We start from the raw sequence: 25,906 nt of genomic DNA on the forward strand, positions 1-25,906 counted from the left end.
TATCGAGGCCGCGGCGGCCTGGTCGTCACGCGCCGCACGAGCTGCCACTGACGCGTTCCGGCAGGAGTGCGGGTAGGCACCGCCGAAAGGACCGCGTGCGGTCAGTCGGGCCCGGTAGCCGCCGCCAATTCGACCAACCGGGCGCGGACCAGGTCCGGCCGCTCCTCTGCGATGAAATGGCCGCATTTCTCCACCAGCTCCAGGCGATAGTCGTCGGCCCGTGCCGTTTCTTCGGCGGCGAGTGAAGGGTGGATCGCCGCGTCTTCGACACCGAACAGGGTGCGGATTGGAACGGTTGCGCGGCGTCGCTCTCCGCGCCCTGCGGATCGGGGTACTTCACGCAGCAGGAAGGTGCGATAGGTCTCGGTCGCGGTGCGCGCGCAGACCGGATCACGGAAGCGGTCCGCGTACGCGCGAACCACCTCGGGCCCGAACTCCGCACGATGGCGTACAGCGCCGGGGAAGATCAGCTGTTCCAGGAACCTGGTGCGCTGATGCAGGTACCGGCCGAACGTCGCGACCGGCGGCTGATAGACCAGGAACCGCCACGCGTGCGGAAGGAAAACGCGCGGCGTCTGCCACGGGTGGGCGATATTCAACGCCAGCAGCGCGTCGAACCGCTCCGGCGCACGCAGTACGAGCAGGTGGGCGATGTATCCACCCCAGTCGTGCCCGACCAACAGGACGCGGTCGAGGCCGAGCTCGTCGAGCAGCGCGAGCACGTCCGACGCGACGTCTTCCTTCGCCCACCGATGCGGCGCCGGGCCCGACCAGCCGTAACCCGGCAGATCCGGTGCGATGATCCGCAGCCCGTCCGGCGGCTCCGCGAGCAGATGGCGGTAGGCGTAGTGGTGTTGTGGCCAGCCGTGCAACGCGAGCACCGGCCGTCCATCGGCGGGCCCTGCCTCCGTGACGTGGAAGCGAACGCCGCGCGCGGTGACGAACGACCGCCGCACGCCGCGGATCTCCGGCGGACCGGCCGCCGGGTCCGAATCCGAAGCGGGCGAGAAGAACGATGGCCGCCAGGGCATAGCCGATGGTATCGGGTGAACGGTCGCGGAATCCAGACCGGGCGCCCCGTTTTCTCGCGTGCGATTGATACCGCATCCACCGCGAATCCACCCTGCGGGACGGACAATGGGCTGAAAATATTTCCGTCACAGGGAAACCGCGCAGGAGGAAAGAATGTCGAGTAACTATCAGCCGCCTGCGGGCTGGGCTCCGCCGGGAGCCCAATTTCGCACCAGCGGAAATTTTTCGCGTACCGCGCTCGGCACCCTCATCAGTTTGGTGGTGACGCCGATCGGAATCGGCTTGGCAGCCAAAGGCGCACTCGACACCAGACAGTGGGTGATCGTCGGCAGTGCGGGCGACAGATGGGGCTCCAACGGGCAGATCATCGGCGGCGCGCTGCTGCTGTTCCTGGTCGCGCTATCGGCTGCGTACTCACCCGCGGGCACGGTAATCGCGGGCCTGGTGTGGGGTCTGCTGCCAGGCGTCATGCAGATCGTGTCTCCGGAAGACACCTGGCGATTGATCGATGAGTCATCCGTGCTGTCGCCCGAACTGCGCCTGGCCGTGCACAACTGGGTGCTCGGCGGCTTCGCCCTCGTCATCGGGCTGATGCTGATCGCGGCCGGTATCGCGGCCACCTTGCGCAGGCGCTGAACACCTGCGGATCTCGCAGCCGGCGAGCACAACTCGCCCGCCACGAGATCCCGCCGGTGTGTTCACCCCTTCACACAGAGCACCTGGTGCAGCGTCGCCACTACGTCGACCAGATCGCGCTGTGCGGCGATGACCTCGTCGATGTCCTTGTACGCGGCCGGGATTTCGTCCACGACGCCTGCGTCCTTCCGCGACTCGACACCCTCGGTCTGGGCGATGAGATCGGCGACGCTGAACTGCCGCTTGGCCGCGTTGCGGCTCATCCGTCGCCCCGCGCCGTGCGAGGCCGACTGGAACGAGGCCGGATTGCCCTTGCCGCGCACCACATACGAGCGGGTGCCCATGGAGCCGGGGATCAACGCCAGATCACCCTCGCCCGCGCGCACGGCGCCCTTGCGGGTCACCAGCATCGGCACGCCGTCGATGAGCTCCTCCGCCACATAGTTGTGGTGGCAAGTGATCGGCTGCTCGAAACACACCTTGCGACTGGTGAATTCGTCCTGCACCGCGCGGCACACCAGGGCGAGCATTACCGCGCGGTTGCGTGCGGCGTACTCCTGTGCCCAGGCGAGGTCGCGCCGGTAGGCGTCCATCTCCGCTGTCCCGGAAACGAATACGGCCAGATCGCGGTCGGGCAGATCGACGTTGTGCGGCAGCGTCCGCGCGATCGTCATGTGCCGCTCGGCGAGCTCCTTGCCGATGTTGCGGCTACCGGAGTGCAGCAGGATCCATACCGTGTCGTCCTGGTCCAGACAGACCTCGATGAAGTGGTTGCCGCCGCCGAGTGTGCCCATCTGCTTGTGCGCCTTGGACTCTCGCGCCTGCACATGGTCGTTGAGGGCCCTGAACGAACCCCAGAACCGATCCCAGCCCGTGCGCAGCGTCGCGGTGCTCGCGCCGAGCGCGGCCACGTCCCCGCCGAGCTTGGTCACATTCACCGCGTTCGCGTGCGCCTGGAAGCCGACCGGGACCGCAGCCTCGATCCGCGACCGCAGCGAATGCAGGTTGTCCGGCAGGTCGGCGGCGGTGAGATCGGTCCGCACGCTCTCCATGCCGCACCCGATGTCCACACCGACCGCGGCGGGCGACACCGCGCCCTTCATCGCGATCACCGAGCCGACCGTGGCCCCCTTGCCGAGGTGTACGTCCGGCATCACGCGGACGCCGTGGACCCATTTCAGCCCGGCGATGTTCCGCAGCTGTTGCAGCGCGGCCTGGTCGATCTCGTGCTCGTGGGCCCACATCAGCGTCTGCGCCTTGGTGCCGCGCAGCTCGAGGGGAAACATGGTCTCGATCCTTTCGTTGGTCTGCACGATCAACGGTAGGCATCCAGGGCGGGCGACGCATCCCGATTTTCGACCGGCCGATCGTTCCCCTCAGCCGGCGAAGCGATGCTGCGTCCGATCGAGCGCCGCGCGGTAGGCGCGCTCGGCGTTCCCGTGGGCGAGTGCGGTGACCAGCTGTTCGGCGTCGGCGGCGGTGAGCGCATCGGCGACGATCCACTCGTCGATCAGCGTGCCGAGTCCGCGTCGCCAGAGCAGGGCGCCGAGGTAGTGCAGTTCCGGCAGCCCGTAGCCGTCCGACGAGTAGCACAGCGCGCGGAACGGAGCGAGTTCCAGCGCCTCGGCGAGCACGGCCCCGGCGCGCTGTCCCACGTACGGGATGGTGAGGCCCAGGTCCAGGTGGACGTGCTCGAAGACGTGCGCGAGGTAGGCGGCATGGCGATGGAAGGGCCAGCAGTGCAGCAGCAGCACCGAGAGCCCGGTGCCGGTTGTCCTGCGCAGAAAGTCGGTGAGCAGCAACGGGTCCGAACGGTGCAGTCGGAGATCCGAGTCGCCGAAACCGGTGTGGAACTGCAACGGGAGGCCGAGTTCGGCTCCGATACGTGCGCCGAGACCGACCAGCCATCCGAGTAGGTGCGGGTCGGTGAGCCTGCGTTCGGGCGCGAAACTGGTCGGCGGATGATCGTGCAGCGGAAAGTCCAGACCGCACCGGTAGGCGACGATCGTCTTCAGCCCCACGGCATTCGCGGCCCGGGCACGCAGCTCCGCTTCGATTCGGTCGTAGACACCCGACACCGCGCCGACCTCGGCGACGACGTGTTCTGCCACGTCTTCCAGACGCACGATCTCGTGGACCGCACCGCCCGCCAGCTCGCCGAACTCTCCAGTCCCGCCGCCGATGCCGGTGTCGAGAAACCATCGGGTCACGCCCGTCGCGCGCAGCAGCCGCGCGGCGACCTCGCGTCCGCCGAGCCCGGCGCGATGACGCAGGTAGACGTCCGGACCGACATGGGCGGGCAGGTCGAGTGCGGGGGCGCACCAGCGGCGCACCGCGAGCCCGATCGCGGAATCGAAACTGCCGCGTGCGCCTTCGCCGAGCAACCGCTCGAAGCCGGGCCGGTCCAGATCGCCGGTGACCACGCCGTGACAGTGCTGGTCGGTGAGCGGAACGCCGTCGGTGAGCACGCTAGAACCGCCAACGGGTCAGGGCGACGAGCTCGTCCGCGCTCGCGGCGGCGTACCGCTCCGCTTCGGCTCGGCGCACGGTGAGTAGCGCGTCGTGCAGCTCCGAGCCCATCGCGGTGGCCAGCACCGTGGACTCGGCGAGGCGGTCGGCGGCTTCGGTCGGCGTGGTGGGCAGTCGGCGCACACCCGACATCATGCGGGCTTCCGCATCGAAAGTCACGGGGTCCCCGGTGATTTCGGTGGGCAGGCGTAGCCCCTCAGCGATGCCGGACAGCCCGGCCGCGATGACCGAACCGACGATCAGATACGGGTTTCCGGTCGCGTCGAAACACTTGATCTCGGCGTTGGCGGCCCATTGCTCGGTGCCACGCACCCCGGTGATGAAACGCAGCGCCGCCTCCCTGGCCTCGCGACCCCAGCACTGCCACACACCGGCCCAGCGCGAGGGCTCCAGCCGCAGGAAGCTCGCCGGATTGCCCGCGCCGACCGCGACCAGCGCGGGCAGTTCTCGCAGCACTCCGGCCAGAAACGCTTCGCCGGTCCGCCGCATGCCATACGGGCCCCCGCCGCCGGCGAGCAGCGGCCCCTCGTCGTCGTGCACGGACAGGTGGAGGTGTGCTCCGGAACCGGCACCGCCCGGCGCGATACATGGTGCCAGCAGCGCGCGCCACCCATGGCGCGCGCTCACCTGGCGAATCGTGTGCCGAACCAACACCGCCTCGTCGGCGGCGGCGACCGGCTGCGACGGTTCGACCGACAGTTCCAGCTGGGCGAGAGCGTATTCCGGGTGGAACTGGTCGACCGTGATGCCCTGCCTGGCCAGCGTCGCGACCAGGTCCTTGGCGTACTCGGCGACCTGACCGAGCCGCACGATGCCGTACGCGGGGCCGTGGATCGCGGGCGTGAAGCCGTCCGCGTCGTCGTTCCGGCCGACGGACCACTCGGTCTCGAAGGACATCGACAGCTGAAGCCCCATCGCGTGCGCCGCCTCGGCCTGGCGTGCCGCGAAGTAGCGCTGGCAGGCGACGAAGCGCGCGCCGTCCTGGGTGAACTTGTCGGCGGGTGCCCACGCCCAGCCCGGCTGGCAGGCCAGCTCGGTCAGCATCGACAGGTCCGGGACGAGCCGCAGGTCGCCGTCGGGACCGCCCAGATATCGCCCGGCCGTCATCAGATCGTCGAAGGCGAAGGTCTCGAAGCACGGTGAGACGCCGACTCCGAATCGGGCCGCGTGGTGGAGCCGCTGCTCGGGCACCGCCTTCACCCGCGTGATGCCGGCGTTGTCGACGAAGCTCAGAGCGACCATCGACGCATCCAACCTGCCGATCAACACGTCGGCGTCGCCATCGGCGGGGATTCGATCCGGCGTCGTGGTCATGTGCACCACGATAAAAGGCGCGGGCGCGCGCGGAGCCGAGGTTGTGCGGGCCGGTCGCGTCGATCGTAGAAGCGTGGCGGCGCCGCACGGCACCACCGAACGGTGGAATCAGCGGTTTACCGGGTGCGTAGGCTGTACCCCATGACGGTAGGAACGACAACCGAGCCGGATGTCCGCGCGGTGGTGCACGAGGCCGCGCGCAAGGCCCGGGTCGCGTCGCGGGCGCTGGCTCAGCTGACGACCGCGCAGAAGAACGACGCGCTGCACGCCGCCGCCGACGCGCTGCTGGCCGCGGCGGACCGGGTGCTCGCCGCCAACGCCGCCGACATCGCCGCGGCACAGGCGGCCGGTATCGAGGAGTCGCTGCTCGACCGGCTGCGCTTGACCGAGGCCCGCATCGACGGGATCGCCTCCGGGCTGCGCCAGGTGGCCGGCCTGCCCGATCCGGTGGGCGTGGTCGTCCGCGGCTCGACGTTGCCGAACGGCCTGGAGATCAAGCAGGTGCGGGTCCCGCTCGGCGTGGTCGGCATGGTGTACGAGGCCAGGCCCAACGTCACCGTCGACGCGTTCGGGCTCGCGCTCAAGTCCGGCAACGCTGCCCTGCTGCGCGGCTCGTCCTCGGCGGCTCGCTCCAACGCCGCACTGGTTGCGGTGCTGCGGGAATCGCTTGTGGCACAGGATATTCCGGCCGACGCCGTGCAACTGCTGCCGAGCGAGGACCGCTCCAGCGTGACCCATTTGATCCAGGCGCGCGGCCTGGTCGACGTGGTCATTCCACGCGGCGGCGCGGGCCTGATCAACGCGGTCGTCCGCGACGCGCAGGTGCCCACCATCGAGACCGGAACCGGCAACTGCCACGTCTACGTGCATGCCGCCGCCGACCTCGACATGGCCGAGCAGATCGTGATCAATGCCAAGACCCGTCGCCCCAGCGTCTGCAACGCGGCCGAGACCGTTCTCATCGACGCCGCGATCGCCGACACGGCCGTGCCCAGGCTGACCAAGGCACTGGAGGAGCACGGCGTCACCATCCACGGCAACCTGCCCGGACAGATTCCGGCCACCGACGCCGACTGGGGCGAGGAGTATCTCGCCCTCGACATAGCGCTCGAGGTGGTCGACGACCTGAACGCGGCGGTAGAGCACATCAATACCTGGGGCACCGGCCACACCGAGGCCATCGTCACCGGCGAGTTGGCCGCCGCCCGTGAGTTCACCAGCCGCGTGGACGCCGCGGCCGTCATGGTGAACGCCTCCACCGCCTTCACCGACGGTGAGCAATTCGGCTTCGGCGCCGAGATCGGCATCTCCACCCAGAAGCTGCACGCCCGCGGCCCGATGGCCTTACCGGAACTGACCTCCACCAAGTGGATCGTCTGGGGTGCAGGGCAGATTCGGCCTGTCTAGTCGCGGACAACGCACCGGAAGCCGAGATGGCAGGTCGAGGTGTCCTCGGTCTGACCTTGTCGGGCGGCGGGCCGGTAACGAAGGCAGTAGTCAGCCGCGCACAGATACGAGCCGCCCTTGACGACGCGGCGTGGAAAGCGCTGTGCCACTGCTGATTCGGGTGCGTCCACCCGCGGGTTGTACGGGGCGCAGCAGGCCGGCGTCGGGTGCCGAGGGCGGAAGTAGTCGACGGTCCACTCCCACACGTTGCCGGTCATGTCGAAGAGACGGTAACCGTTGGCCGAATAGGTGCCGACCGCCGTGGTGCCGGGTGTTCGTCTCTGTCCTCGGCCGGGGTGGAATTGCCAGGGGAATGCGCCGACCCAGATATTGGCCATGCGCCGGCCGGTGGGTTCGCACTCGTCGCCCCAGGCGTAGACAGCCCCGTCCAATCCGCCGCGGGCCGCATACTCCCATTCGGCCTCCGTCGGCAGCTGTTTGCCGGCCCAGGCCGCGTACGCTGCGGCGTCCTCGTAGGCGACCTGTGTGACCGGATGGCGGTCCAGTCCGTCGAGAGTGCTGCCGGGCCCATGCGGGTGGCGCCAGCTTGCCCCGGGGACATACCGCCACCAACGGCGCCAATTGTCCAACGACACCGGTCCCGCGGTAGGCCGAAATACCAGACCACCGGGTATCAGGCTCCCTGGCTCCGCGTTCGGGTAATCCTCGGCTGCGGGAGTTCTTTCGGCGACCGTGACGTATCCGGTCTGCTTCACGAAGCGCCGGAACGCGGCGATGGTCACCGGGTACGGGTCGATCGAGAACGCATCGACCCGCACCCGGTGCACCGGCCGCTCTTCTGGGAAGAAGTCGTCCGATCCCATCGCGAAGCCGCTGCCGGATATCCGGATCATGCCGCGGCGGACATCGGAGCGGGTTGCGGTAGCCACTGGCGGTCCTCTCAATCGCGCGAAAAGGCCGCAGCTGCCGCCATTTCCAGGTCCTCGTACGGTTTCCCGCTCACATCCGCGACGACCTGGTGCATGGTTCCCCCGGTGAACGGGAACGGTGGCCGGTAGTGCGCGGAAACGGACTGGCCGCTGTCACGGCCCACGCAGACTCCTTCTCCCACACCGGAGAACGTGATGGGCTGAGTCCGCATGTCATCGAAGCAGCCAACCGGGTTCTCATCGATGTACAGCACGGCCGCACCGCTGGGCGTGAAATTGTCGGGGCGGGTTCCGTGGCGTTCGTACCGGATCCCGAGGATGTGATCGCCGAGCGGTACCGGCCGATCGGAAACGATGGTCTGCTCTTCTTCGCCGAGGAAGTTGTAGATGTAGTAAAGGTGCTCGTCCTGGACGAACAGGGTGTGCCCGCCGAGTCGCCCACCGTGGGCGAACAGCACCCCCTGCGCATCCGAGCTGGTGATCGTCGCCTCGGCGAGCAGAGCGAACGACCGCCCCTGAATCTCCAGCGCCGCGCCCGGTCCCACCTCCGCGCTGCCTGGGTAGTAGACGAACCTGTCCCGTTTGGTGGCCCATGTCGGGCGGTGACGGGTCATGGTGGTGACGATGTCGAGGTCGTTGAGTGGCATCCCTTGGTACTTCTCGGCCTCCGAGAACCACAGCGCCTTCAGCTCCTCCAGCTTCTCGGGATGAACCTCGGCCACGTCGTGCACCTGGCTGCGGTCCTGCTCGAGATGGAACAGTTCCCAGCGGTCCTTGTCGAAATGCCCCCAGCCGGACGGGCAAGCAGCGTGAATGGTGTTGGCGAACCACCCGCGATGCCAGATTCCGCGCGTGCCGAGCATCGAGTAGAACTGCGTGTGCTTGCCGGTGTCCGCGTCCGCGTCCGCGTCCGCCAGCAGCGTCCGGAAACCGACCCCCTCCAAGGGGCGTTGCACCACACCCTTCACCGTGTCCGGAGGTGTGAGGCCGAGCAGTTCATAGACGGTGGGGGTGACATCGCAGACGTTGAGGTACTGGTGGCGCAGCTCACCGCGGGCGGCCATCCCGGCGGGCCACGACATCAGGCACGGGTCGGCGATGCCACCCTCGTGCGAGGCATACCGCTTGTACAGTTTGTGCGGGGTGTTGAACGCCATCGCCCAGCCGATGCTGTAGTGGCTGTATGTGCTCGGCGAACCGAGCTCGTCGAGCTTCCCCAAACTGTCATCGATCGTGTCGACGTATCCGTTGAAGAACTTCATCTCGTTCGCGGTGCCGTTCGGACCTCCTTCGCCGCTGGCGCCGTTGTCCGACAGCGCGACGATGATCGTGTTGTCCAGTTGGTCGCTTTCCTCGAGATAGTCCAGCAGTCTGCCGATCTGCGCGTCGGTGTAGGACAGATATCCGGCGAACACCTCAGCCTGTCGGCGGAACAGCCGCTTCTCGTCCTCCGATAGCGAATCCCACGCTCGTACCGTGTCCTGCGTCGGCCACGGTTTGCCGTCTGCGCTGGTGACATTCGAATACGGGTTCATAGGCGACAGCTCGGTGTTCTCCGGCAGCAGACCCATGCGCTTCTGGTTCTCCAGCACGATCTCGCGATACTTCTCATAGCCCATATCGAACCGGCCGCGGTACTTGTCAGCCCATTCCCGCGGCACGTGGTGTGGCGCGTGTCCGCACCCTGGGCACAGGTACATGAACCATGGCTTGCCGGTGGCAATCACCTTCGCGTCCCGGATGAACTCGATCGACTTGTCGGCCAGATCCTTCGACAGGTGGTAGCCGTCCTCCGGTGTGTACGGTTGCGAGATCGGGTGATTGTCGTACACCAGATTCGGATACCACTGGTCGGCCTCTCCACCCAGGAAACCGTAGAACCGCTCGAACCCACGCCCCAGTGGCCAATGCCGCTTCGACGCCGCCAGATTCTCCTCCTCCAGCGGCGTCAGATGCCACTTACCGACCGCATACGTGTTCCACCCCCGCTCCGCCAATACTTCAGGCAGCAACGCGGTTTCGGCCGGTATACGTCCACTCATACTCGGGAATCCATCGGTGAATTCCTCGATCGTCGCCATACCGACGGAAGTCGCATTCCGGCCGGTCAGCAACGCGGCACGGCTGGGCGAACACAGCGCGGTGGTATGGAACTGCGTGAAGCGCACACCACGATCAGCGATTCGCCTCATATTCGGCATCTCCACCAGACCGCCGTAGCAGTCCCAGGTACCGATCCCGATGTCATCCCACACCAGGTACAGCACGTTCGGCGCACCCTGCGGTGCCGTCGGCTCCGCGAAAGGCCCCCAGTCGGGCACCGAATCGCGGATATCGAGCGCGACGTGCCCCTCGAACTTCCTGGCCATCATCCACCTCCAGAAACGAGAGCCCTTCGTTCGCCGTTGATTCTGTGGGTCGGGCTCTGGACCTCATGCTGCGCGCACGCACACAACGCCGATCGACGCGGCCGCGGTGCCAGGACGGGTATTCACAGCTCCGGCGATACCGCGGAGGGGGTTCGAGTGTTCGAGTCGACGTGCGGTGGCCATGCCGATTCCCGGACAGGATGTCCGGATATTCGCTGGTCAACGCCTTTCGTATGCATCGAGAATACCGACCGGAAGGGATCCTCAGGAGGAGTTGGCCGAAAAGGCGCCTTGACCGCCCGGCCACACATTGCCGACACCCCGCCGATCTCCGTTGGACTTTTGCGTCATCGCGGACCCGGGCTGTGTGCACTCAGTGAGGGCCGAGCCGCGGCGTCGGCGGGTCACCCAGTGGCAGGACCACAGACCCCGACGTCGAGTCGGCGTCCTCGAGGCGCTGCCGTAGCGTGGTGGGTGGTTGGAAGGGAAGGTGGTGCGTGGTGTCGGAGAGTGCAGGTCAAGAACCGGTCTTCGGATCGGTGGAAGACGTGGTCGACCGGTTGGCGAGCACGGGGTACCTGGCGGACAAGGCCACCGCTACCTCGGTGTTCCTCGCCGATCGGCTGGGCAAGCCGCTGCTGATCGAGGGTCCGGCGGGTGTCGGCAAGACCGAGTTGGCGCGCGCGGTCGCGCAGGCTTCGGGCGCCGAGCTGGTCCGTCTGCAGTGCTACGAGGGCGTCGACGAGGCGCGCGCGCTGTACGAGTGGAACCACGCCAAGCAGATCCTGCGCATCCAAGCGTCCAGTGAAAACGACTGGGAGGAGACGAAGGCCGACGTCTTCACCGAGGAGTTCCTGCTCTCCCGGCCGCTGCTCACCGCGATCCGGCGCACCGATCCGACGGTGCTGCTGATCGACGAGACCGACAAGGCCGACGTCGAGATCGAAGGGCTGCTGCTCGAGGTGCTCAGCGACTTCGCGGTGACCGTCCCGGAACTGGGCACCATCACCGCCAGCCGCAAGCCGTTCGTCGTCCTCACCTCGAACGCCACCCGCGAACTATCCGAGGCGCTCAAGCGCCGCTGCCTCTACCTGCACCTGGACTTCCCGGACGAGGAGCTCGAGCGCCGCATCCTGGCCAGCCGGGTCCCTGAGCTGTCCGCCGCGGTCGCCGCGCAGCTGGTGCGGATCGTGCACGTCCTGCGCGGCATGCAGTTGAAGAAGCTGCCCTCGGTCGCCGAATCGATCGACTGGGGACGCACGTTGCTCGCTCTCGGGCTGAAGGATCTGGACGACACCACGGTCCGCGCCACCCTTGGTGTCCTGCTCAAACACCAGAGCGACCACCAGCGCGCGTTGGCCGAACTGAAGCTGGCCTGAGCCATGGCGGCGGGATCGGTCCCCGCGGATGTCGGGCCACTGCGCGCGCCGCACGGACTGCCTGGGCATCTGGTCGGATTCGTGGAGGCACTGCGGGCGCGCGGAATTCCGGTCGGTCCCTCGGAAACGGTGGACGCGGGTCGCGTGGTGACTGTGCTCGACCTGATGGACCGCGAGGTCCTGCGCGAGGGCCTGGCCTGCGCGCTGCTGCGGCGCATCACGCATCGCGCGACCTTCGACGGGCTGTTCGACCTGTGGTTTCCGGTCGCGATCGGTGAGCGCACCGCGGCGCCGGACGAGGTCGAGATTCCGCACACACGCACAGGTGACGTGGACATTTCGGCGCTGCGCGAGCTGCTCGCGGAACTGCTGGGGCAGGAGCAGGCCGCCCCGCAGCTGGAAGCACTGGCCGCGCAGCTGGTCGAACAGCTCGGTCAGTACCAAGCCGCCCGTGGCCCTTCGTTTTCGGCGTACCAGGCGTTGCGCGAGGTGCAGCCGCAGACGTTGCTGGCCAAGATCGTCGCAGGGCTGGTTGCCGGACCGAACACCAGCGACTTCGACACCGAGATCGCCCGCCGCGCGGTGCGGCAGCGCATCGACCGCTTCCGCGCGACTGTGGAGGCCGAGACCAGGCGGCGGGTCGCCGAACAGATCGGCCGCGAGCGCGTCGCGACCTATGGGGTCGCCCGCCAAGCCGAGGAGGTGGACTTCCTGCGCGCCTCCGAGGCCGAGCTGGCCGAGCTCAAACGTGGTACGCAGCGGCTGGCGCGCATCCTCGCGGCGCGTCTCGCGGTGCGGCGAAGGCACTCTCGCCGCGGCGAGATAGATCTACGGCGCACCCTCCGCAAATCCATGTCGACCGGCGGAGTGCCGATCGACCTGGTGCACCGCAAGCCGCGTCCGGGCCGCCCCGAGTTGGTGCTGCTCTGCGATGTGTCCGGCTCGGTGGCCGGCTTCAGCAACTTCACGTTGCTGCTGGTGAGCGCGTTGCGCGAACAGTTCTCCCGGGTGCGGATCTTCGCGTTCGTCGACCAGGTGGACGAGGTGACCCGGTTCTTCGATCCACACACTCGGCTGGACACCGCGATGGCGAAGATCTTCACCGAGGCGAGCGTGGTCGGTGTGGACGGACACTCGGACTACGGCAACGCGCTGGCTGGATTCGCCGGGGACTATCCCGACGCCGTCACCAGCCGAAGTTCGTTGCTGATTCTCGGCGATGCCCGCACCAATTACCGAGACCCGGAACTGGCGACGCTGCGGTCGCTTGTCGAGGTCGCCAAACACGCGCACTGGCTCAACCCGGAGCCGCGCAACCAGTGGGGTTCGGGCGATTCCGCCGCCGACAAGTACGGGCAGGTGATCGAGATGCACGAGTGCCGCTCGGCGAAACAGCTGACCGCCGTGGTGTCCCGGCTGCTACCGGTCTGAGCAGACGGCCGCGAACGAGCGAAGGTCGTCTTGTCCGCCGCTGGACGGCCAAGACGACCTTCTGGCTAACTGGGCTCAGAGAGGCAGCCTTCAGCCTGGAGCTGGGTGTACACCTCGTCGGAGACGGTGATCTTGCCGCCATTACCGGCCGTCAGCACCGCATCCGCGTCCACGTCCACCCCGGAATCGATGGCGCAGTCCAGCAGGTCGGCGGAGACGGTGACGGATTGGTCGGCGTGTGCCGCACCGGCTCCGATGATGGTTGAACAGGCGAATGCCAGAGCGATAGCACCTGTATTGACGAATCGCACGAGTGTCCTCCTTCGAGTAGCGGTTGTGCACAGCTTGCGTTGATGTCTCGTCCGGGTGATCGAACTGTCCTGAAGATGTCAGGCGTCCCGGGCAGGCGTCTCGCCGCCTGCGGTTGCAGACCCTAACCAATCGGTGTCGCCTCTGGTCGAACGCGTCGGCGGCACCGGCGATTCGTCACATGACTGAAGGAAGGACGATGTCAGCCCGGCTGGGTCGGGCGAATGAAGCGAACCCCAACCCGCCGAAGGGTCGTGCCCTGCGCCCTACCGCTGATCGAAAAGGGTTCGTTAAGCGAACCATTGGCGTACGCCGACAAGATCGGTTGCATGGTGAACAGAACGCCGAATGGTTCAGCGGCAGTGGGGGCCAGCTATTCGTTCCAGGTCGATCTGCGCGGAATCGTCGATCTCCTATCCCATCACCTGTATTCCAGTCCCAGGGTCTATCTGCGTGAGCTGCTGCAGAACGCTGTCGACGCGATCACGGCGCGTTTCCCATCGGATCCTTTGACGTCCAGTTCGATTCGGCTGGTCGTGGACGAGACCGGCCTGCGGATAAGCGATCCCGGCGTCGGGTTGACCGAGGCCGATGTGCACCGCTTCTTGGCCACCATCGGGCGCTCGTCCAAACGCGATGACATCGAAGGGGCGCGGCGAGAGTTCCTCGGGCAGTTCGGTATCGGGCTACTGGCCTGCTTCACGGTCGCCGAGACCATTCGGGTGGTCACTCGATCAGCTATCGACAGCTCGGCCCTTCCGATCGAGTGGCTGGCCGCCGCGGACGGTACCTACACACTGCGCGCGCTCGACCCGCGGGAGCACCTGGAGCCGGGTACGACGGTGTGGCTCACCCCGCGCGCCGGGGCGGAGTCGTGGTTCGCGCCGAACCGGGTGATCGACCTGGCGCGCGAGTTCGGGTCGTTCCTGCCCTATGAGGTGACGGTCGAGTCCGACGGGGTCGTCGCGCCGGTCACCGAGGGCATACCGGTATGGCGGCGCAATTATCCGACGGCTGGGGAACGCAGAACCGCGCTGCTCGACTACGGGGTGCGGGCACTCGGCTTTGCGCCGCTCGATGTAATCGAGCTCGATGCCAGAGCGGCCGGGGTGAGCGGTGTTGCCTACGTGCTGCCGCAGCCCGGAAATCCGGCCGAGAGCAGCGCGCACCGGGTGTACCTGAAGGGCATGCTGTTGGGTGACGCGGTGCGCGGCGTGCTACCGGACTGGGCGTTCTTCGTGCGCTGCGTGATCGACACCGACACGCTGCGGCCCACCGCGTCGCGGGAGGGACTCTACGAGGACGAGCGGTTGGCCATCGTCCGGGAGGCGCTCGGCGACCAGGTGCGCGACTGGCTCACCGAGATCGCCGCCGCGCAGCCGCAGCGGCTGGCGGAATTTCTGTCGGTGCACGCGCTCGGGGTCAAGGCGATGGCCAGCCACTCGCCGGATCTGTTGCGAATCATGCTGCCCCACTTGATGTTCGAGACCACCGACGGCCGGGTGCCGCTGACCGAGTTCACCCGTAACCACCGCACGGTCCGGGTGACCTCGACGGTCGAGGAGTTCCGCCAGGTGGCGCCGACCGCCGCCGCGCAGGGGATCGGCATCATCAACGGCGGCTACACCTACGACCGCGACCTGGTGGCGCTGCTTCCGAGGCTGCTGCACGGCATCGAGGTGGTCGACCTCGATGCCGACGCGATTACCGCGGCGCTCGATCCGGTCGATCCGGCTGAGGAACTGGCGTTCACCCCGGTGCTCGGTCTCGCGCGCACCGTGCTCGACCCGCTGTCTTGCGATGTGATCCTTCGGGCTTTTCAGCCGGTGTCGGTGCCCGCGCTTTACCTGGACGGCCGCGCGGCCCGCAACGAGCGCACCAGGACCGAGACCATCGAGGGCGCCGACGAGCTGTGGACCGAAATCCTGGGCGCCCTGGAAGCGGCCGCGCCGCGCGCCCGGCTCGTCCTCAACTATCACAGCCCGATCGTGCGCAGGCTGACCCGTATCGAGGACCCAGGCTTTCTGAAGACAGCCGTGGAATCGCTGTACGGCCAAGCCCTGCTGATGACCCACCGCCCGCTGCGCGCAGCCGACACGGCGCTGCTCAACCGGGCCTTCGGCGAATTCCTGGGCTGGGCGACGCAACGTGCCGCGGACCGCGGCGAAGAGACGGAGTGAGCATGGATTCCGCCGAGATCACTGCCGCCCTTGCACAGGTCTGCGCCCTGCCGCAGGGCCGGACACGTACCGAACGACTCGAAACCCTCTCCGCTGCCGCGAAAACGGGACCGGACCGCGCGCTCGAGGGCCGTGTGCTGCTGGAGCTGGCCAAGTCCTATACCTATGCGGGCGAACGTGATCTGGCGCCGGTCGCATACGGAAGGCTGCTGCGCAGCTACGACGACAACCCCGCGGAGATGGGATCGATGACTCATTTGGTGCACTGGTACATGAAGTGGATGACCTGGGGGTTGATCGACAACCCCGCGATGCCGCTGCCGACGGTGTATCGCTGGTTCGACGAACTGGAGGACCGCTACCGCCAGCGCGGGTACAGCCTGCGCCCGGTGCTCGCATTGCGTTTGGAGCTGGCCCGTGAGATCGGGGACCGCGAGGGTGCCGCCGCCCTGCTGGAGTCAGCGCTCGCGGCGCCGCGCGACAGCATGTCCGATTGCGATGCTTGTGAGCGCAACGAATGGGGCACCGCCAGGGTGTATCTCGGCGACGACGAGGCCGGTCTCGCCCACTGGCGGCCCGTGCTGGACGGCGATCGGACCTGCGCCGAGGAACCGCACCGGGTGCTCGCGCAGGCCCTGCTGCCGCTGGTGCGCACCGGCCGCGTCGCCGCCGCGCGCAGCGCGCACCTGACCGGGTACCCGTTGGTGCGGCACACCGAGGCCCTGCGGCCCTCGGTCGCGCTCCACCTAGAGTTCTGCGCGCTGACCGGCAACGAGGCGCGCGGGCTGGAAATCCTCGCCGAACACCTGAGCTGGCTCACCGACCCGGGCGCGGACGCCGCCGCACGGCTCGCCTTCGCGACCGGCGTCTGCGTGCTGTTGCGCAGACTGGTAGCGCGCGGCCTGAGTGATCTGCCGCTCGGGGCGCAGACCGTGGAATCGGTGCGTGCGGACCTGGAGGTCGAGATCGGGGACTTGTGCGCCAGATACGACGCACGCAACGGCAACAGCACGGTCAGCCTGCGGACAGCCGCTCGACTCGCCGCGCGACCGCTGCTGGACCAGCTGCCGCTCGGCGTGCGCAGCAGGCTGCCTCACCCGACGAGCGTCCCGGCCGCGATTCCCACCGCGGACGACTTCACCGGCGACCGGCTAGCCGAGGCGCGGCGGCTCGCCGAACTCGGTTCCGCCCGGCTCGCCGCCGCACCCGAAGAGGCGGAGGCACACCTGCGGGAGGCGCTGACGTTCGGCTCGGCGGTGCTGCCCGAGGATCACCTCGCCCGGCTCGGCTCGCAACTCGTCATCGCGATCGCGAGCCGGCCGGACCGCGCGCTCGACTTGGCCGACGCCGCGGTCCGCGCCGCCGCCCGATGGGAGGGCCTGTCCGAACCGGACGTGCTGCACCACACCGTGGTCGCCGCGCGCGCCTTCCACCGCGCCGAGCGTCACGGCGAGGCGGTCGCATTGTTCGACCAGGCGTTCGCGGGAGCGGAAATTCCCTACCCGCCAGCCGAATTGGCCGTGGTGCGAGCGCAGTTCGGCCGATCGCTGACCGCGCTGAACCGGCACCGCGACGCGGCGCACCACTTCATCGAGGGGGCTCGCCTCGTCGAGCACGACCCGGATCGCAAGGAACTGCACGCCGATCTCGCGTGGTCGGCCGCCGCCGCTCTGGAGTGCTGCGGGCAGGACGACGAGGCGGTGGCGGCCTACCGCCGCGCGGCCGAGCTCTGGGCGGACTTGGGCCGAGTGGTGTCACAGGCACGCTGCCAGCGGTCGGCGGCCTGGCTCCAGGTGTACGCGAGCGGCGATCCGGAGCGCTGGCTCCCGTCGATGCGGGCGCTCACCGACGAACTGGCGGCGCTGGCCGATCACTCGACCGAAGCGGCCGAGGAACTCGCGCACACCCGCGAGCAATTGGCTCGGATGCTGGCGATCGGCGATGAAGCGAAGCTGAGCCCCTAGTGTCGCATCGGCATGCCGCGGGCGGACCACGTGATCCGAGATCCGCCGCGACACCCGGCTGGCCAGGATGCTGAAGGTCGGCGGTGAGGCGGAGCCGAGCCCTTGGCGGTGATGGAGGCGCTCGGGCCACGCGTTCCCGCTTCTGGGGAGTCTTTCGGCGAGGGAGGCATGCAGACTAGCGGTCGTGCCTTGATATTGTCGGCAAGAAGGGCCCTGATGTCGCAAAGCCTCTCCGTGGAGACTTTCTCGCACAACGAGGTCGGCTACATTCCCGATCCGTTCCCTTTCTATGCGAAGATGCGTTTCGCGCAGCCTGCGTATTTTTCGGAAAGAATCTTCGGCGGCACGTGGCTATTCTTTTCGTATGCGGATTGCCGGGCGCTCATGTCGGATGAGCGATTGTCCAACTCACGGGCGGACGTACCCCTGCGGTTCCTGCCGCCCGATCAGCAATCCGGCTTCGGCGATATGCTCAGCGTGTTCGAACGCTGGTTGGCCTTTCACGACGGTGCGAGCCATACCCGGTTGCGGCGGCACGCCAACCGCAGCTACGCCCCGTTTCGCGACGAGCGGGTCGAGCCATTGATCCAGCGTGTGGTCGATAATTTGCTCGACGGTATCGATCAAGATGAATTCGATATGATGTCGGATTTCGCCTTTCCGCTGTCGGCCATCGTTATCGCGGACCTCCTTGGTGTGCCGAGCGAGGCCCATGCCGATCTCACACGGTGGACCGACGATATCGCCCATTTATTCGGGTCCACTCAGGTATCCACCGAACACGTCCATCGAACGCAGCACAGTACTCGGGAGCTGGTGCGGTTCCTGTCCGCGCCGGAGTCCGCGAGACGGTCCGAACAGCGCGGCGGCTTGATGCACCAGATGCGCCGTACCGAAAGCCACGGTTACCGGTTCGACGAGGAAGAAGTCATTGCCCAGTCCGCCTTGTTGCTGTTCGCCGGCGCCGCGTCGATCCGATATCTCATCGGAAACAGCGTGCACGCGCTCGACCAACGGCCACCGCATGAGCGGCAGTTGCTGCTCGAGGAGAACACCGCGGCCACGGCTGTCGAGGAACTGCTGCGGTACTGCAACCCGGTCCAGTTCATCGGTCGTGTCGCGGGCGCCGACTTCACATACCTCTGTCGCAACGGTGTGGAAGCCCCTATTCGGGAGGGACAGCCGTTGTTGCTGTACATCGGATCGGCTAATCGGGATGCCGACAAGTTCTCCCGAGCGGACGAGCTCGTCCTCACCCGGCCGAGCCCCAACGAACACCTGACCTTCGGAGCCGGCCGGCACCTGTGTTTCGGCGATCCGCTGGTGCGCTCCACGACCCGAATCGGGTTGGCATCGCTCTATCGCCGAATGCCCCATCTGCGGGTGTGCCGGCAAGATCTCGACTGGAACAACAACCTCGGATTTCATGGCTTTCAGTCGTTGCGCGTCACCGCGCGTGCGTGAGCGAGACAGACTCGATACGACACTTCGGATGAGAGGGTTGTGCATGGGTACCGATGCCCTGGAGAACTTCGTCGATGGCGAATTCGTGACGCCGAAGGACGCGGTCTACCAGGATGTGATCGACCCGTGCACCGCGGAGGCGTACCTGCGGGCGCCGATCTGCGGCGCGGCCGATGTCGATGTGGCGGTGCGGGCCGCGACGGCCGGCTTCGAGAAGTGGCGGTCGACAACGCCCGCCGAACGGCAGCTGGCACTGCTGCGTATTGCCGACGAATTGGAGCGGCGTGCGGACGAGTTCACCGAGGCGGAGGTCCGCAACACCGGGAACCGGGCGGCGTCCGATGTGTCCCTTGTCGTCGACCAGCTGCGCTTCTTCGCCGGCGCTGCGCGGATACTCGAGGGCAAGTCCGCCGCCGAGTACGTGCCGGACCACACCTCGTATGTGCGGCGAGAGCCGGTGGGCGTTTGCGCGCAACTGGCTCCCTGGAACTATCCGTTGATGATGGCGGTCCTCAAGGCGGCCCCCGCGATCGCCGCGGGCAACACCGTGGTGCTGAAGCCCGCGGAGACCACACCGACAACCGCGCTCATGTTCGCCGACCTCGCGGCCGAACACCTACCCGCCGGGGTGTTGAACGTCATTTGCGGCGGGGACGACACCGGGCGCCGCATGGTGGCACATCCGACCCCGAGCCTCGTGTCCTTGACCGGATCCGTCGAGACGGGGATCGAGGTCGCCAGAACATCGGCGCCGCACCTCAAACGGTTGCATTTCGAGCTCGGCGGCAAGACACCTGTGATCGTGTTCCCGGACGCGGACATCACGGCTGTCACGGCGACCGCAATCGAGGCCGGATTCGGCAACGCCGGGCAGGATTGCACGGCGGCGTCGCGCATCCTCGCCCACCATGAGATCTACGACGAACTGGTGGACGCGCTGGTCACCGCCGCCCGGTCGTGCCGGATCGGACCACCGTCGGATCCGGTGGCGCTGTACGGACCGCTGAACAACGCCCGCCAACTCCAACGGGTATCAGGTTTCCTCGAGCGGCTCCCGTCGCACGCCCGCGTGCTGACCGGAGGCGCGGTCGCCGGTGACATCGGCTACTTCTTCCAGCCGACGGTTGTCGCTGACGTGCGCCAAGACGACGAGATCACACAGCGCGAGGTTTTCGGACCGGTGATCACCATCCAGCGATTCGCCACCGAAGACGACGCGGTCCGGGCAGCGAATGGAGTCGACTACGGGCTCGCCGCCGGTGTGTGGACGCGCGACGACGCGCGGGCGATGCGGCTCTGCCAGCGGCTCGATTACGGCACCGTGCGGGTCAATACGCATTTCGCCTATCCGTCCGAAATGCCCCATGGTGGCTTCAAGTACTCCGGGTTCGGTAAGGACCTGTCGACGTACTCCTTGGATGACTACTCGCGAATCAAGCACGTGGTACACCACACCGGATCACCCACGCGGTGAACTGAGCACATGAGGAACTCGCGGATGGAAGCGATCGAACGGGCGATCTCCGATTGGCGCGCCGCGCTCGGTGCCTCGGCGGTCTCCACCGACCCGCGCGAGCTCGCGCACTACGGGATGAATGTGTCGGAGTTCGCGGCGCGCGACCTGCACGCTGTGCTCCGGCCCACCTCGCTCGACGAGGTGCGCGGCGTCATCGACGTCGCACGCGCCACGGATGTTCGGGTGCATCCGGTGAGCACCGGACGCAACTGGGGGTTCGGCTCGGCGCTGCCGAGCCTCGGTCCGGCTGCCCTGGTCGACCTGGCAGGCATGAACCGGATCGTGGACCTCGATACCCGCTACCGGTATGTGGTGATCGAACCAGGTGTGACCCAGGGACAGTTGTCCAGGCACCTTGCCGAGCACGGAACTCGGCTCAAGCTGAACGTGACGGGCGCGGGCACCGACACCAGCATCGTCGGGAACGTGCTTGACCGAGGCTGCGGCAACCTCGGTGCTCGGGTGGACGACTTGCTCGGCGTCGAGGTGGTGCTCGGGAACGGGGGAGTCGTGCGGACCGGCCTGTGGCATCTACCCGACCACGGAACCGTGGTTCACCACTACCCGCACGGCCTCGGCCCAGACCTGCGCGGGTTGTTCGTGCAGTCCGGCTTCGGCATCGTCACCAAAATCGTTCTGCGCCTGCATCCGGTCGCGCCGCTGACGGTAGTGACATTCGAAGTGGCCGACAGCCGCCTTACCGAGGTGGTCGACGCACTGTGGCTCGCCAAGGACGACGGTGTCATCACCGGACACCTGCGGATCACCGACGGCACCGACCCGATCATCCGGTACTTCGGCAATACCGATCCGTCCGTCTGGAAGGCACAGGTCGTGCTCAACGGAGTCCCCGCCATGCGGGCCGAGGCAGTGCGCGAACTCCGGCGGCGACTCGGCGGTTCGACGGACCACTTCGTTTCGGCCGACACCGAAGGTGACCAAACCCCGCCGGAGAATACGCAGGACCGGTTACTGGCGCAGGCGCGACTGGGGCTGGTGAACGGCACGCCCTCCGACCGCCTGCTGATCGGGTTCGCTGACATGGCCGGCAAGTCGGTGCCGCCGGACTCGGTGGATCTCGATCACGACCGTGACCTGCCAGGCATGTTGTGCGCGAATGTGACACTGCCGTTCGCCGGGGACCGGATGGCCGCATGCTCCTCGATCGTGCGCGCGGCTGCCGAGGAGGCGAGGATGCCGACCTCGCAGCTGTACGAAAGGGCAGGTGCGACAGCGCTGTTCGGCTTGTTCCCGTTCTACTTCGACCGGAACGACGCACGTGCGGTGGCCGCGGCGCACGCCTACAAGGATCTGTTGCTGCGCCGACTCGAAGCCGGGGGAATCTATCCGGTGCGGATGGACGTGGACTCGATCGACCGGTTCATCGAGCGAACAGACGACGATTTCTGGCGCTGTGTCGCCGCCATCAAGCGAGTCCTCGATCCGCACGACATCCTGTCCGGCCGATACACCCCGACCACACGATCTTGAAGTCGCCCCGGTTCTTTCGAGCGGAAGTCGCAGAAGCGGGTCAGCCTGGCCGAGGACCGCTATCTGAACCCAGAGCAGCTCGGGGCGATCACGCTGTCGCGCACCGTTTTGCAGACATCCGCATCCGAACTACTGATGCGGCTCGATGCTCAGGACACGAGGGGTTGCTCGTCCGATTCGGTCAACTTCACGATGTACAGTCCACCGCGCTCGGCCTTGACGTCCGTCACCTCCAGTTGAGTGCCCGGCAAGAGGATGAATTCCTCTTCGTCGGTGAACGCGGAGAAATTCCGGATGCTCACGGCCCGGGTGGGGTGCACCTCGAAGAGTGTCCGCTTACCGCGACTGCCGAGGAATGCCCGCGCCACGCTGGGCTTGGACGTGCAGGAGGACACTCCCCACCAGGTCACGGTCCGACCTGGCGAATACTGCGCACGCAGGTCCAGCGATACCCCGCGCCACAACGGCTCGCTGCGGGCGGGAAGCTGTGACACCGCCGAGAACAGCAGTCGCAGGTACGGGAGGTATGGGAGGAGCTTCGCCCGGTCCGGGGCGCGCAGGACGGTGTTGATCTGCCGATAGAACGCGGACTCGCAGGTGTAGAGGTGGAGCGCGGCAATCGCGTCGGCGGACAGACTCCCGGTCGTCTGGTCCGCCCGCCTCTTGCCGAACTCGTGCGACGGCGCGGCGTGCCGGTCGAGACCGGACAGCAGCTTGGCGACCGGGGCGATGGCGTCGTGGAAGTCCATGAGGGGGGTCTCGAACACGCCGGTGATCGCGGGGAGGACGAGCCCCTCGTCCTTGACGCTCGCGAGCCGTTCGAGGTACAGCTGATGCAGCTCCATGGTGGACGCGATGAACGCGCCCATGCGTTCGGCGATGCCGTGGTCCGTCCCGCCGGCTTCCGCCGCAAGCTTGTTCCACCCGGTGCTCGGCAACCAGTCGATCTCCTCGGCGCCCAGCGCTGCGAGGGCCGCGTTCACCGTTTCGAAATGGTCACCGTTGCAGAAGATGTCGCCCTGCGCCGCGGGATTGGCGTGGTCTACATGCCGGACCTCGACCTGGGGATACTTCTTCTGGAGTCGCAGGACAACATTTTTCAGACTGCGTGCGTGGGCACCCCACCACGCGAAGGCGACACCACGGTCGGCCTCGTCGGCGTTCTGCTTGGCCCTGAGGATCTCTTCGACGATCCGCTCGGCAACGGGACGCCAGAACGCAGTGTGCTGGTCGGTTCCCATCGCCCCGTCGCCACTGGCGGTGAGCGCCGCGTTCAGCAGCAGCACACCTTGGGTGAGCATCGCCTGGAACCATTCCGGCGGCTGGACGGCATCCTGCTCGTGCAGCAGTGCACGAATATCGGCAATCGGGGTCTTCTTGGGTATGCCGTACTTCCACATCGCCGCTGCTTTGATAATGCAGCGGATGCTGACGACCCTTCCGAACTGGCTGTCTTTCCAGTTGTGGAAGCTGTTGTCGAACATGGCGATGCCGGTGGCGCTCTCCGGCCGCGGGTACGGGTTCTGGCCGAAGACGACGACCTTCCACTTGTGCGGTGGATTGGGCTTCAGCGCCTGGAAGGTCAGTTCCCGAACAGGGACCACGTGCGGGCTTCTGCCCGGACCCATGAACATGGCCGCGTCCGGCTGTGCCTCTATGACGGGCTTCAGCAGTGGAAGCCACGGTTCACCGCCACCTTTGAACAATTCAGCAAGGGCAAGCGGATCGTTTGTGCTCACCATCGGCACTATATGTCATGAAATACGCTGTGGTAGCGGCCATGTCAGTGGGGCGCGGTAGCGTCGCGAACGGTGGAAGAACCGCATCATCTATTGGAGTGGATCATGAGTATGAACCGAGTGCAGGCGCCGCTGAGGGTGGTGTTGACCGACATCAACCTGCACGTTGTAGAGGCGTGGCGGGCGGCATTTGCCGACAACCCCGAGATCGAGATCCATAGGGGCTCAATCCTTGATGAGAACGTCGATGCCTGGGTCACCCCGACCAACTCTCGGGGTCGGATGGACGGAGGGGTCGACGCGGTCATCAAGCGGCACCTCGGGGCGGGGATTCAACTGCGAGTGCAGCGGGCGATCCGTGATCAGTGCGCGGGAAGACTTCCGGTTGGAAGCGCGGTGTGCGTTCCGTCCGGGGCGACCAACCCGAAGTTCCTGATCTCCACGCCGACTATGGAAACGTCGGCACAGAACGTCAGCGAGACCCTGAATGTGGCCTTGGCGTGTGCTGCCGGGTTCCAGGCGATCCACCGACAGAACAACGAGGCGCCAGGCAGCATCGAGTCTGTGGCGCTGGTCGGCATGGGCGCCGAAACCGGCCGTGTGCCTGCCCGCGTGTGCGCCAACCTGATGTGGACGGGCTACACGTTGTTCAAGGACTACCGGTTCGAAGACTACGACGACCTGCGCAGCACAATCATCGCGCAACTCGACGACATCGAGAATGCGCCCACCGACCAGCGGGTACGCATCGCGCGACCCGAACGCTCCGCGACCGGCCGCTGATCGACCGGCATTCTCGGATGGTGCGGTCACCGGGTCCAGCGCACGTCGCGGGCGCACGCCTCGAGATCATCCTTCACGAAGGCGTGCGAACTCGAAGAACCCGACGGGCCATGCGTTGCATTTCACTCCTGGCGAGTGGGCGCTTTCACCGCTGACGTGCAGGATGGCGCGTTCACCGCCTCTGGAGCTGGAGAAAGCCCGGTGCGGTGCGTGTCATGTCGACCATGGTGCCGAGTCCACTGCGTGGGCGGCCGTCCACAGCTGACGTCCGCCCCGCTGACCGGCCCGAGCAGGCCGGAGCCGACCCGGTTAAGCTCGGCAGTCATGCACGAAACAGGTCGGCGCCGCCGCAAGCTGGGCGTGATGGGCGGCACGTTCGACCCTATCCACCACGGTCACCTGGTCGCGGCCAGTGAGGTCGCGAACCGCTTCGACCTGGATGAAGTGATTTTCGTCCCAACCGGCGAGCCATGGCAGAAGGCGCATAAGCAGGTCAGCCCGGCTGAGGACCGCTATCTGATGACCGTTATCGCGACCGCGTCCAACCCCCGGTTCTCGGTCAGCCGCATGGACATCGACCGTGGCAAGGTCACCTACACCGTCGATACGCTGCGGGAGATGCAGACGCAGAATACCGACGCCGAGCTGTACTTCATCACCGGTGCTGACGCTCTGGCCAGCATCCTGACATGGCAGGATTGGGCGGAACTGTTCGAACTGGCGAAGTTTGTCGGGGTGAGCCGTCCGGGGTACGAGCTGAACACCGATCATCTCGAGGAGCATCTGCGGGATTTTCCGGCCGACGCGGTGACCATGATCGAGATCCCGGCGCTGGCGATCTCGTCGAGCGAATGCCGTCGCCGCGCCGCCGAGAACCGGCCGGTGTGGTACCTCGTCCCCGACGGCGTGGTGCAGTACATATCGAAGCGGCACCTGTATGTGCCCGGAGCAGCGGAAGGTAGCTGAGCGTGAGCGAGCGCAGCGAGGTGCGGGCAATGAGCGTCAGCGAGGTGCAGGTATGACGGCGTCTGTCGAGTCGGTGGAGATTGCGCAGGTCGCCGCGCGGGCGGCGGACGAGAAACTGGCCGCCGACGTGGTGGTGCTCGACGTGTCCGAGCAACTGGTGATCACCGACTGCTTCGTGATCGCTTCCGCGCCCAACGAGCGCCAGGTGAATGCCATCGTCGACAACGTGGAAGAGAAGCTGCGCGCGGCCGGGCACAAGCCGGTCCGGCGCGAGGGCACCCGAGAAGGCCGCTGGGCACTGCTGGACTACGTCGACGTAGTGGTGCACATTCAGCACAACGACGAGCGCAATTTCTATGCCCTGGAACGTCTGTGGAAGGATTGCCCGGTCGTGCCGGTCGAGGGGATCACCGGCACGCCGAAGGTTCGGTCCGGCGCGGCGACGGAGGACGAGGCCCGGTGAGCGAA

Annotated in this window: 20 protein-coding genes; 12 read left to right on the forward strand and 8 right to left on the reverse strand. The window is 66.9% G+C overall.

Features of this window, described 5'->3' with window-relative positions:
- Positions 1 to 101 precede the first annotated feature (101 nt).
- On the reverse strand, positions 102 to 1,031 hold the full coding sequence (locus tag OH799_RS32135) for an alpha/beta fold hydrolase (protein WP_406272064.1): 930 nt from the start codon (positions 1,029 to 1,031) through the stop codon (positions 102 to 104).
- Positions 1,032 to 1,185: 154 nt separating this feature from the next.
- On the opposite strand from OH799_RS32135, the gene OH799_RS32140 reads away from it, so the two are divergent.
- Positions 1,186 to 1,668 carry a hypothetical protein gene (locus OH799_RS32140; RefSeq protein WP_406272067.1) on the forward strand — a complete coding sequence of 161 codons (483 nt, stop codon included), beginning with the start codon at positions 1,186 to 1,188 and terminating at the stop codon, positions 1,666 to 1,668.
- Positions 1,669 to 1,730: 62 nt separating this feature from the next.
- Here the strand turns inward: OH799_RS32140 and OH799_RS32145 are convergent, their stop codons facing one another.
- From OH799_RS32145 to OH799_RS32155, 3 genes are all read right to left on the reverse strand, one after another.
- Complete coding sequence (locus tag OH799_RS32145; protein ID WP_406272070.1) at positions 1,731 to 2,954, reverse strand: RtcB family protein; 1,224 nt, start codon at positions 2,952 to 2,954, stop codon at positions 1,731 to 1,733.
- A gap of 90 nt (positions 2,955 to 3,044) precedes the next feature.
- Entirely contained in the window at positions 3,045 to 4,136 is a 1,092-nt protein-coding gene (locus OH799_RS32150; RefSeq protein WP_406272073.1) for an amidohydrolase family protein, read from the reverse strand.
- 1 nt (position 4,137) lies between these two features.
- Positions 4,138 to 5,511: a glutamine synthetase gene (locus OH799_RS32155; RefSeq protein ID WP_406272076.1), complete on the reverse strand. Its 1,374-nt coding sequence runs from the start codon at positions 5,509 to 5,511 to the stop codon at positions 4,138 to 4,140.
- Between the two features lie 141 nt (positions 5,512 to 5,652).
- On the opposite strand from OH799_RS32155, the gene OH799_RS32160 reads away from it, so the two are divergent.
- Positions 5,653 to 6,918: a glutamate-5-semialdehyde dehydrogenase gene (locus tag OH799_RS32160; protein ID WP_406272079.1), complete on the forward strand. Its 1,266-nt coding sequence runs from the start codon at positions 5,653 to 5,655 to the stop codon at positions 6,916 to 6,918.
- Here OH799_RS32160 and OH799_RS32165 read toward each other — a convergent pair.
- Together OH799_RS32165 and OH799_RS32170 are read right to left on the reverse strand one after the other, a co-directional pair.
- On the reverse strand, positions 6,915 to 7,811 hold the full coding sequence (locus tag OH799_RS32165; RefSeq protein WP_406282785.1) for a formylglycine-generating enzyme family protein: 897 nt from the start codon (positions 7,809 to 7,811) through the stop codon (positions 6,915 to 6,917). The genes OH799_RS32160 and OH799_RS32165 overlap by 4 nt on opposite strands.
- A 47-nt stretch (positions 7,812 to 7,858) precedes the next feature.
- A complete protein-coding gene (locus OH799_RS32170) occupies positions 7,859 to 10,216 on the reverse strand; it encodes an arylsulfatase (RefSeq protein ID WP_406272082.1) in 2,358 nt (785 codons plus the stop codon).
- 500 nt (positions 10,217 to 10,716) lie between these two features.
- Between OH799_RS32170 and OH799_RS32175 the strand changes: the two genes are divergently transcribed.
- The gene (locus OH799_RS32175; protein WP_406272085.1) at positions 10,717 to 11,595 is read left to right on the forward strand and encodes an AAA family ATPase; all 879 of its coding nucleotides are present in this window, start codon (positions 10,717 to 10,719) and stop codon (positions 11,593 to 11,595) included.
- Positions 11,596 to 11,598: 3 nt separating this feature from the next.
- Positions 11,599 to 13,026, forward strand: coding sequence for a vWA domain-containing protein (locus OH799_RS32180; RefSeq protein WP_406272088.1), 1,428 nt, complete (start codon positions 11,599 to 11,601; stop codon positions 13,024 to 13,026).
- A gap of 65 nt (positions 13,027 to 13,091) precedes the next feature.
- On the opposite strand, the gene OH799_RS32185 is transcribed toward OH799_RS32180, so the two are convergent.
- Positions 13,092 to 13,337 carry a hypothetical protein gene (locus OH799_RS32185; protein WP_406272091.1) on the reverse strand — a complete coding sequence of 82 codons (246 nt, stop codon included), beginning with the start codon at positions 13,335 to 13,337 and terminating at the stop codon, positions 13,092 to 13,094.
- Positions 13,338 to 13,664: 327 nt separating this feature from the next.
- On the opposite strand from OH799_RS32185, the gene OH799_RS32190 reads away from it, so the two are divergent.
- The 5 genes from OH799_RS32190 to OH799_RS32210 all read left to right on the forward strand — a co-directional run bounded on the left by OH799_RS32190 (position 13,665) and on the right by OH799_RS32210 (position 21,950).
- Positions 13,665 to 15,515 (forward strand): HSP90 family protein, encoded by a 1,851-nt coding sequence (locus tag OH799_RS32190; RefSeq protein ID WP_406272095.1) that lies wholly within the window; start codon positions 13,665 to 13,667, stop codon positions 15,513 to 15,515.
- A gap of 2 nt (positions 15,516 to 15,517) precedes the next feature.
- The gene (locus OH799_RS32195; protein WP_406272097.1) at positions 15,518 to 17,479 is read left to right on the forward strand and encodes a hypothetical protein; all 1,962 of its coding nucleotides are present in this window, start codon (positions 15,518 to 15,520) and stop codon (positions 17,477 to 17,479) included.
- Between the two features lie 216 nt (positions 17,480 to 17,695).
- Positions 17,696 to 18,943 (forward strand): cytochrome P450, encoded by a 1,248-nt coding sequence (locus OH799_RS32200; protein WP_406272100.1) that lies wholly within the window; start codon positions 17,696 to 17,698, stop codon positions 18,941 to 18,943.
- A gap of 43 nt (positions 18,944 to 18,986) precedes the next feature.
- Entirely contained in the window at positions 18,987 to 20,417 is a 1,431-nt protein-coding gene (locus tag OH799_RS32205) for an aminobutyraldehyde dehydrogenase (protein WP_406272103.1), read from the forward strand.
- Between the two features lie 24 nt (positions 20,418 to 20,441).
- Positions 20,442 to 21,950, forward strand: coding sequence for an FAD-binding oxidoreductase (locus tag OH799_RS32210; RefSeq protein WP_406272106.1), 1,509 nt, complete (start codon positions 20,442 to 20,444; stop codon positions 21,948 to 21,950).
- 149 nt (positions 21,951 to 22,099) lie between these two features.
- Here the strand turns inward: OH799_RS32210 and OH799_RS32215 are convergent, their stop codons facing one another.
- Complete coding sequence (locus tag OH799_RS32215) at positions 22,100 to 23,689, reverse strand: ADP-ribosyltransferase domain-containing protein (RefSeq protein WP_406272109.1); 1,590 nt, start codon at positions 23,687 to 23,689, stop codon at positions 22,100 to 22,102.
- Positions 23,690 to 23,794: 105 nt separating this feature from the next.
- On the opposite strand from OH799_RS32215, the gene OH799_RS32220 reads away from it, so the two are divergent.
- The 3 genes from OH799_RS32220 (at position 23,795) to rsfS (ending at position 25,901) form a co-directional block, all read left to right on the forward strand.
- Positions 23,795 to 24,472, forward strand: coding sequence for a macro domain-containing protein (locus tag OH799_RS32220; protein WP_406272112.1), 678 nt, complete (start codon positions 23,795 to 23,797; stop codon positions 24,470 to 24,472).
- A gap of 324 nt (positions 24,473 to 24,796) precedes the next feature.
- Positions 24,797 to 25,438, forward strand: coding sequence for a nicotinate-nucleotide adenylyltransferase (nadD, locus tag OH799_RS32225; RefSeq protein WP_406272115.1), 642 nt, complete (start codon positions 24,797 to 24,799; stop codon positions 25,436 to 25,438).
- A 52-nt stretch (positions 25,439 to 25,490) separates the two neighbouring features.
- Positions 25,491 to 25,901 (forward strand): ribosome silencing factor, encoded by a 411-nt coding sequence (rsfS, locus tag OH799_RS32230; protein WP_406272118.1) that lies wholly within the window; start codon positions 25,491 to 25,493, stop codon positions 25,899 to 25,901.
- The last annotated feature ends 5 nt before the right edge of the window (positions 25,902 to 25,906 follow it).

Source organism: Nocardia sp. NBC_00881 (assembly GCF_045207455.1).
In the GTDB taxonomy this organism is placed as follows: domain Bacteria; phylum Actinomycetota; class Actinomycetes; order Mycobacteriales; family Mycobacteriaceae; genus Nocardia.

What these genes read in the sequence shown, in the direction of transcription:
- OH799_RS32135 (WP_406272064.1), bottom strand. Translation starts at nt 1,031, where the DNA reads ATGCCCTGGCGGCCATCGTTCTTCTCGCCCGCTTCGGATTCGGACCCG.
- OH799_RS32140 (WP_406272067.1), top strand. Translation starts at nt 1,186, where the DNA reads ATGTCGAGTAACTATCAGCCGCCTGCGGGCTGGGCTCCGCCGGGAGCC.
- OH799_RS32145 (WP_406272070.1), bottom strand. Translation starts at nt 2,954, where the DNA reads ATGTTTCCCCTCGAGCTGCGCGGCACCAAGGCGCAGACGCTGATGTGG.
- OH799_RS32155 (WP_406272076.1), bottom strand. Translation starts at nt 5,511, where the DNA reads ATGACCACGACGCCGGATCGAATCCCCGCCGATGGCGACGCCGACGTG.
- OH799_RS32160 (WP_406272079.1), top strand. Translation starts at nt 5,653, where the DNA reads ATGACGGTAGGAACGACAACCGAGCCGGATGTCCGCGCGGTGGTGCAC.
- OH799_RS32165 (WP_406282785.1), bottom strand. Translation starts at nt 7,811, where the DNA reads ATGATCCGGATATCCGGCAGCGGCTTCGCGATGGGATCGGACGACTTC.
- OH799_RS32170 (WP_406272082.1), bottom strand. Translation starts at nt 10,216, where the DNA reads ATGGCCAGGAAGTTCGAGGGGCACGTCGCGCTCGATATCCGCGATTCG.
- OH799_RS32180 (WP_406272088.1), top strand. Translation starts at nt 11,599, where the DNA reads ATGGCGGCGGGATCGGTCCCCGCGGATGTCGGGCCACTGCGCGCGCCG.
- OH799_RS32190 (WP_406272095.1), top strand. Translation starts at nt 13,665, where the DNA reads ATGGTGAACAGAACGCCGAATGGTTCAGCGGCAGTGGGGGCCAGCTAT.
- OH799_RS32195 (WP_406272097.1), top strand. Translation starts at nt 15,518, where the DNA reads ATGGATTCCGCCGAGATCACTGCCGCCCTTGCACAGGTCTGCGCCCTG.
- OH799_RS32200 (WP_406272100.1), top strand. Translation starts at nt 17,696, where the DNA reads ATGTCGCAAAGCCTCTCCGTGGAGACTTTCTCGCACAACGAGGTCGGC.
- OH799_RS32205 (WP_406272103.1), top strand. Translation starts at nt 18,987, where the DNA reads ATGGGTACCGATGCCCTGGAGAACTTCGTCGATGGCGAATTCGTGACG.
- OH799_RS32210 (WP_406272106.1), top strand. Translation starts at nt 20,442, where the DNA reads ATGGAAGCGATCGAACGGGCGATCTCCGATTGGCGCGCCGCGCTCGGT.
- OH799_RS32220 (WP_406272112.1), top strand. Translation starts at nt 23,795, where the DNA reads ATGAGTATGAACCGAGTGCAGGCGCCGCTGAGGGTGGTGTTGACCGAC.
- nadD (WP_406272115.1), top strand. Translation starts at nt 24,797, where the DNA reads ATGCACGAAACAGGTCGGCGCCGCCGCAAGCTGGGCGTGATGGGCGGC.
- rsfS (WP_406272118.1), top strand. Translation starts at nt 25,491, where the DNA reads ATGACGGCGTCTGTCGAGTCGGTGGAGATTGCGCAGGTCGCCGCGCGG.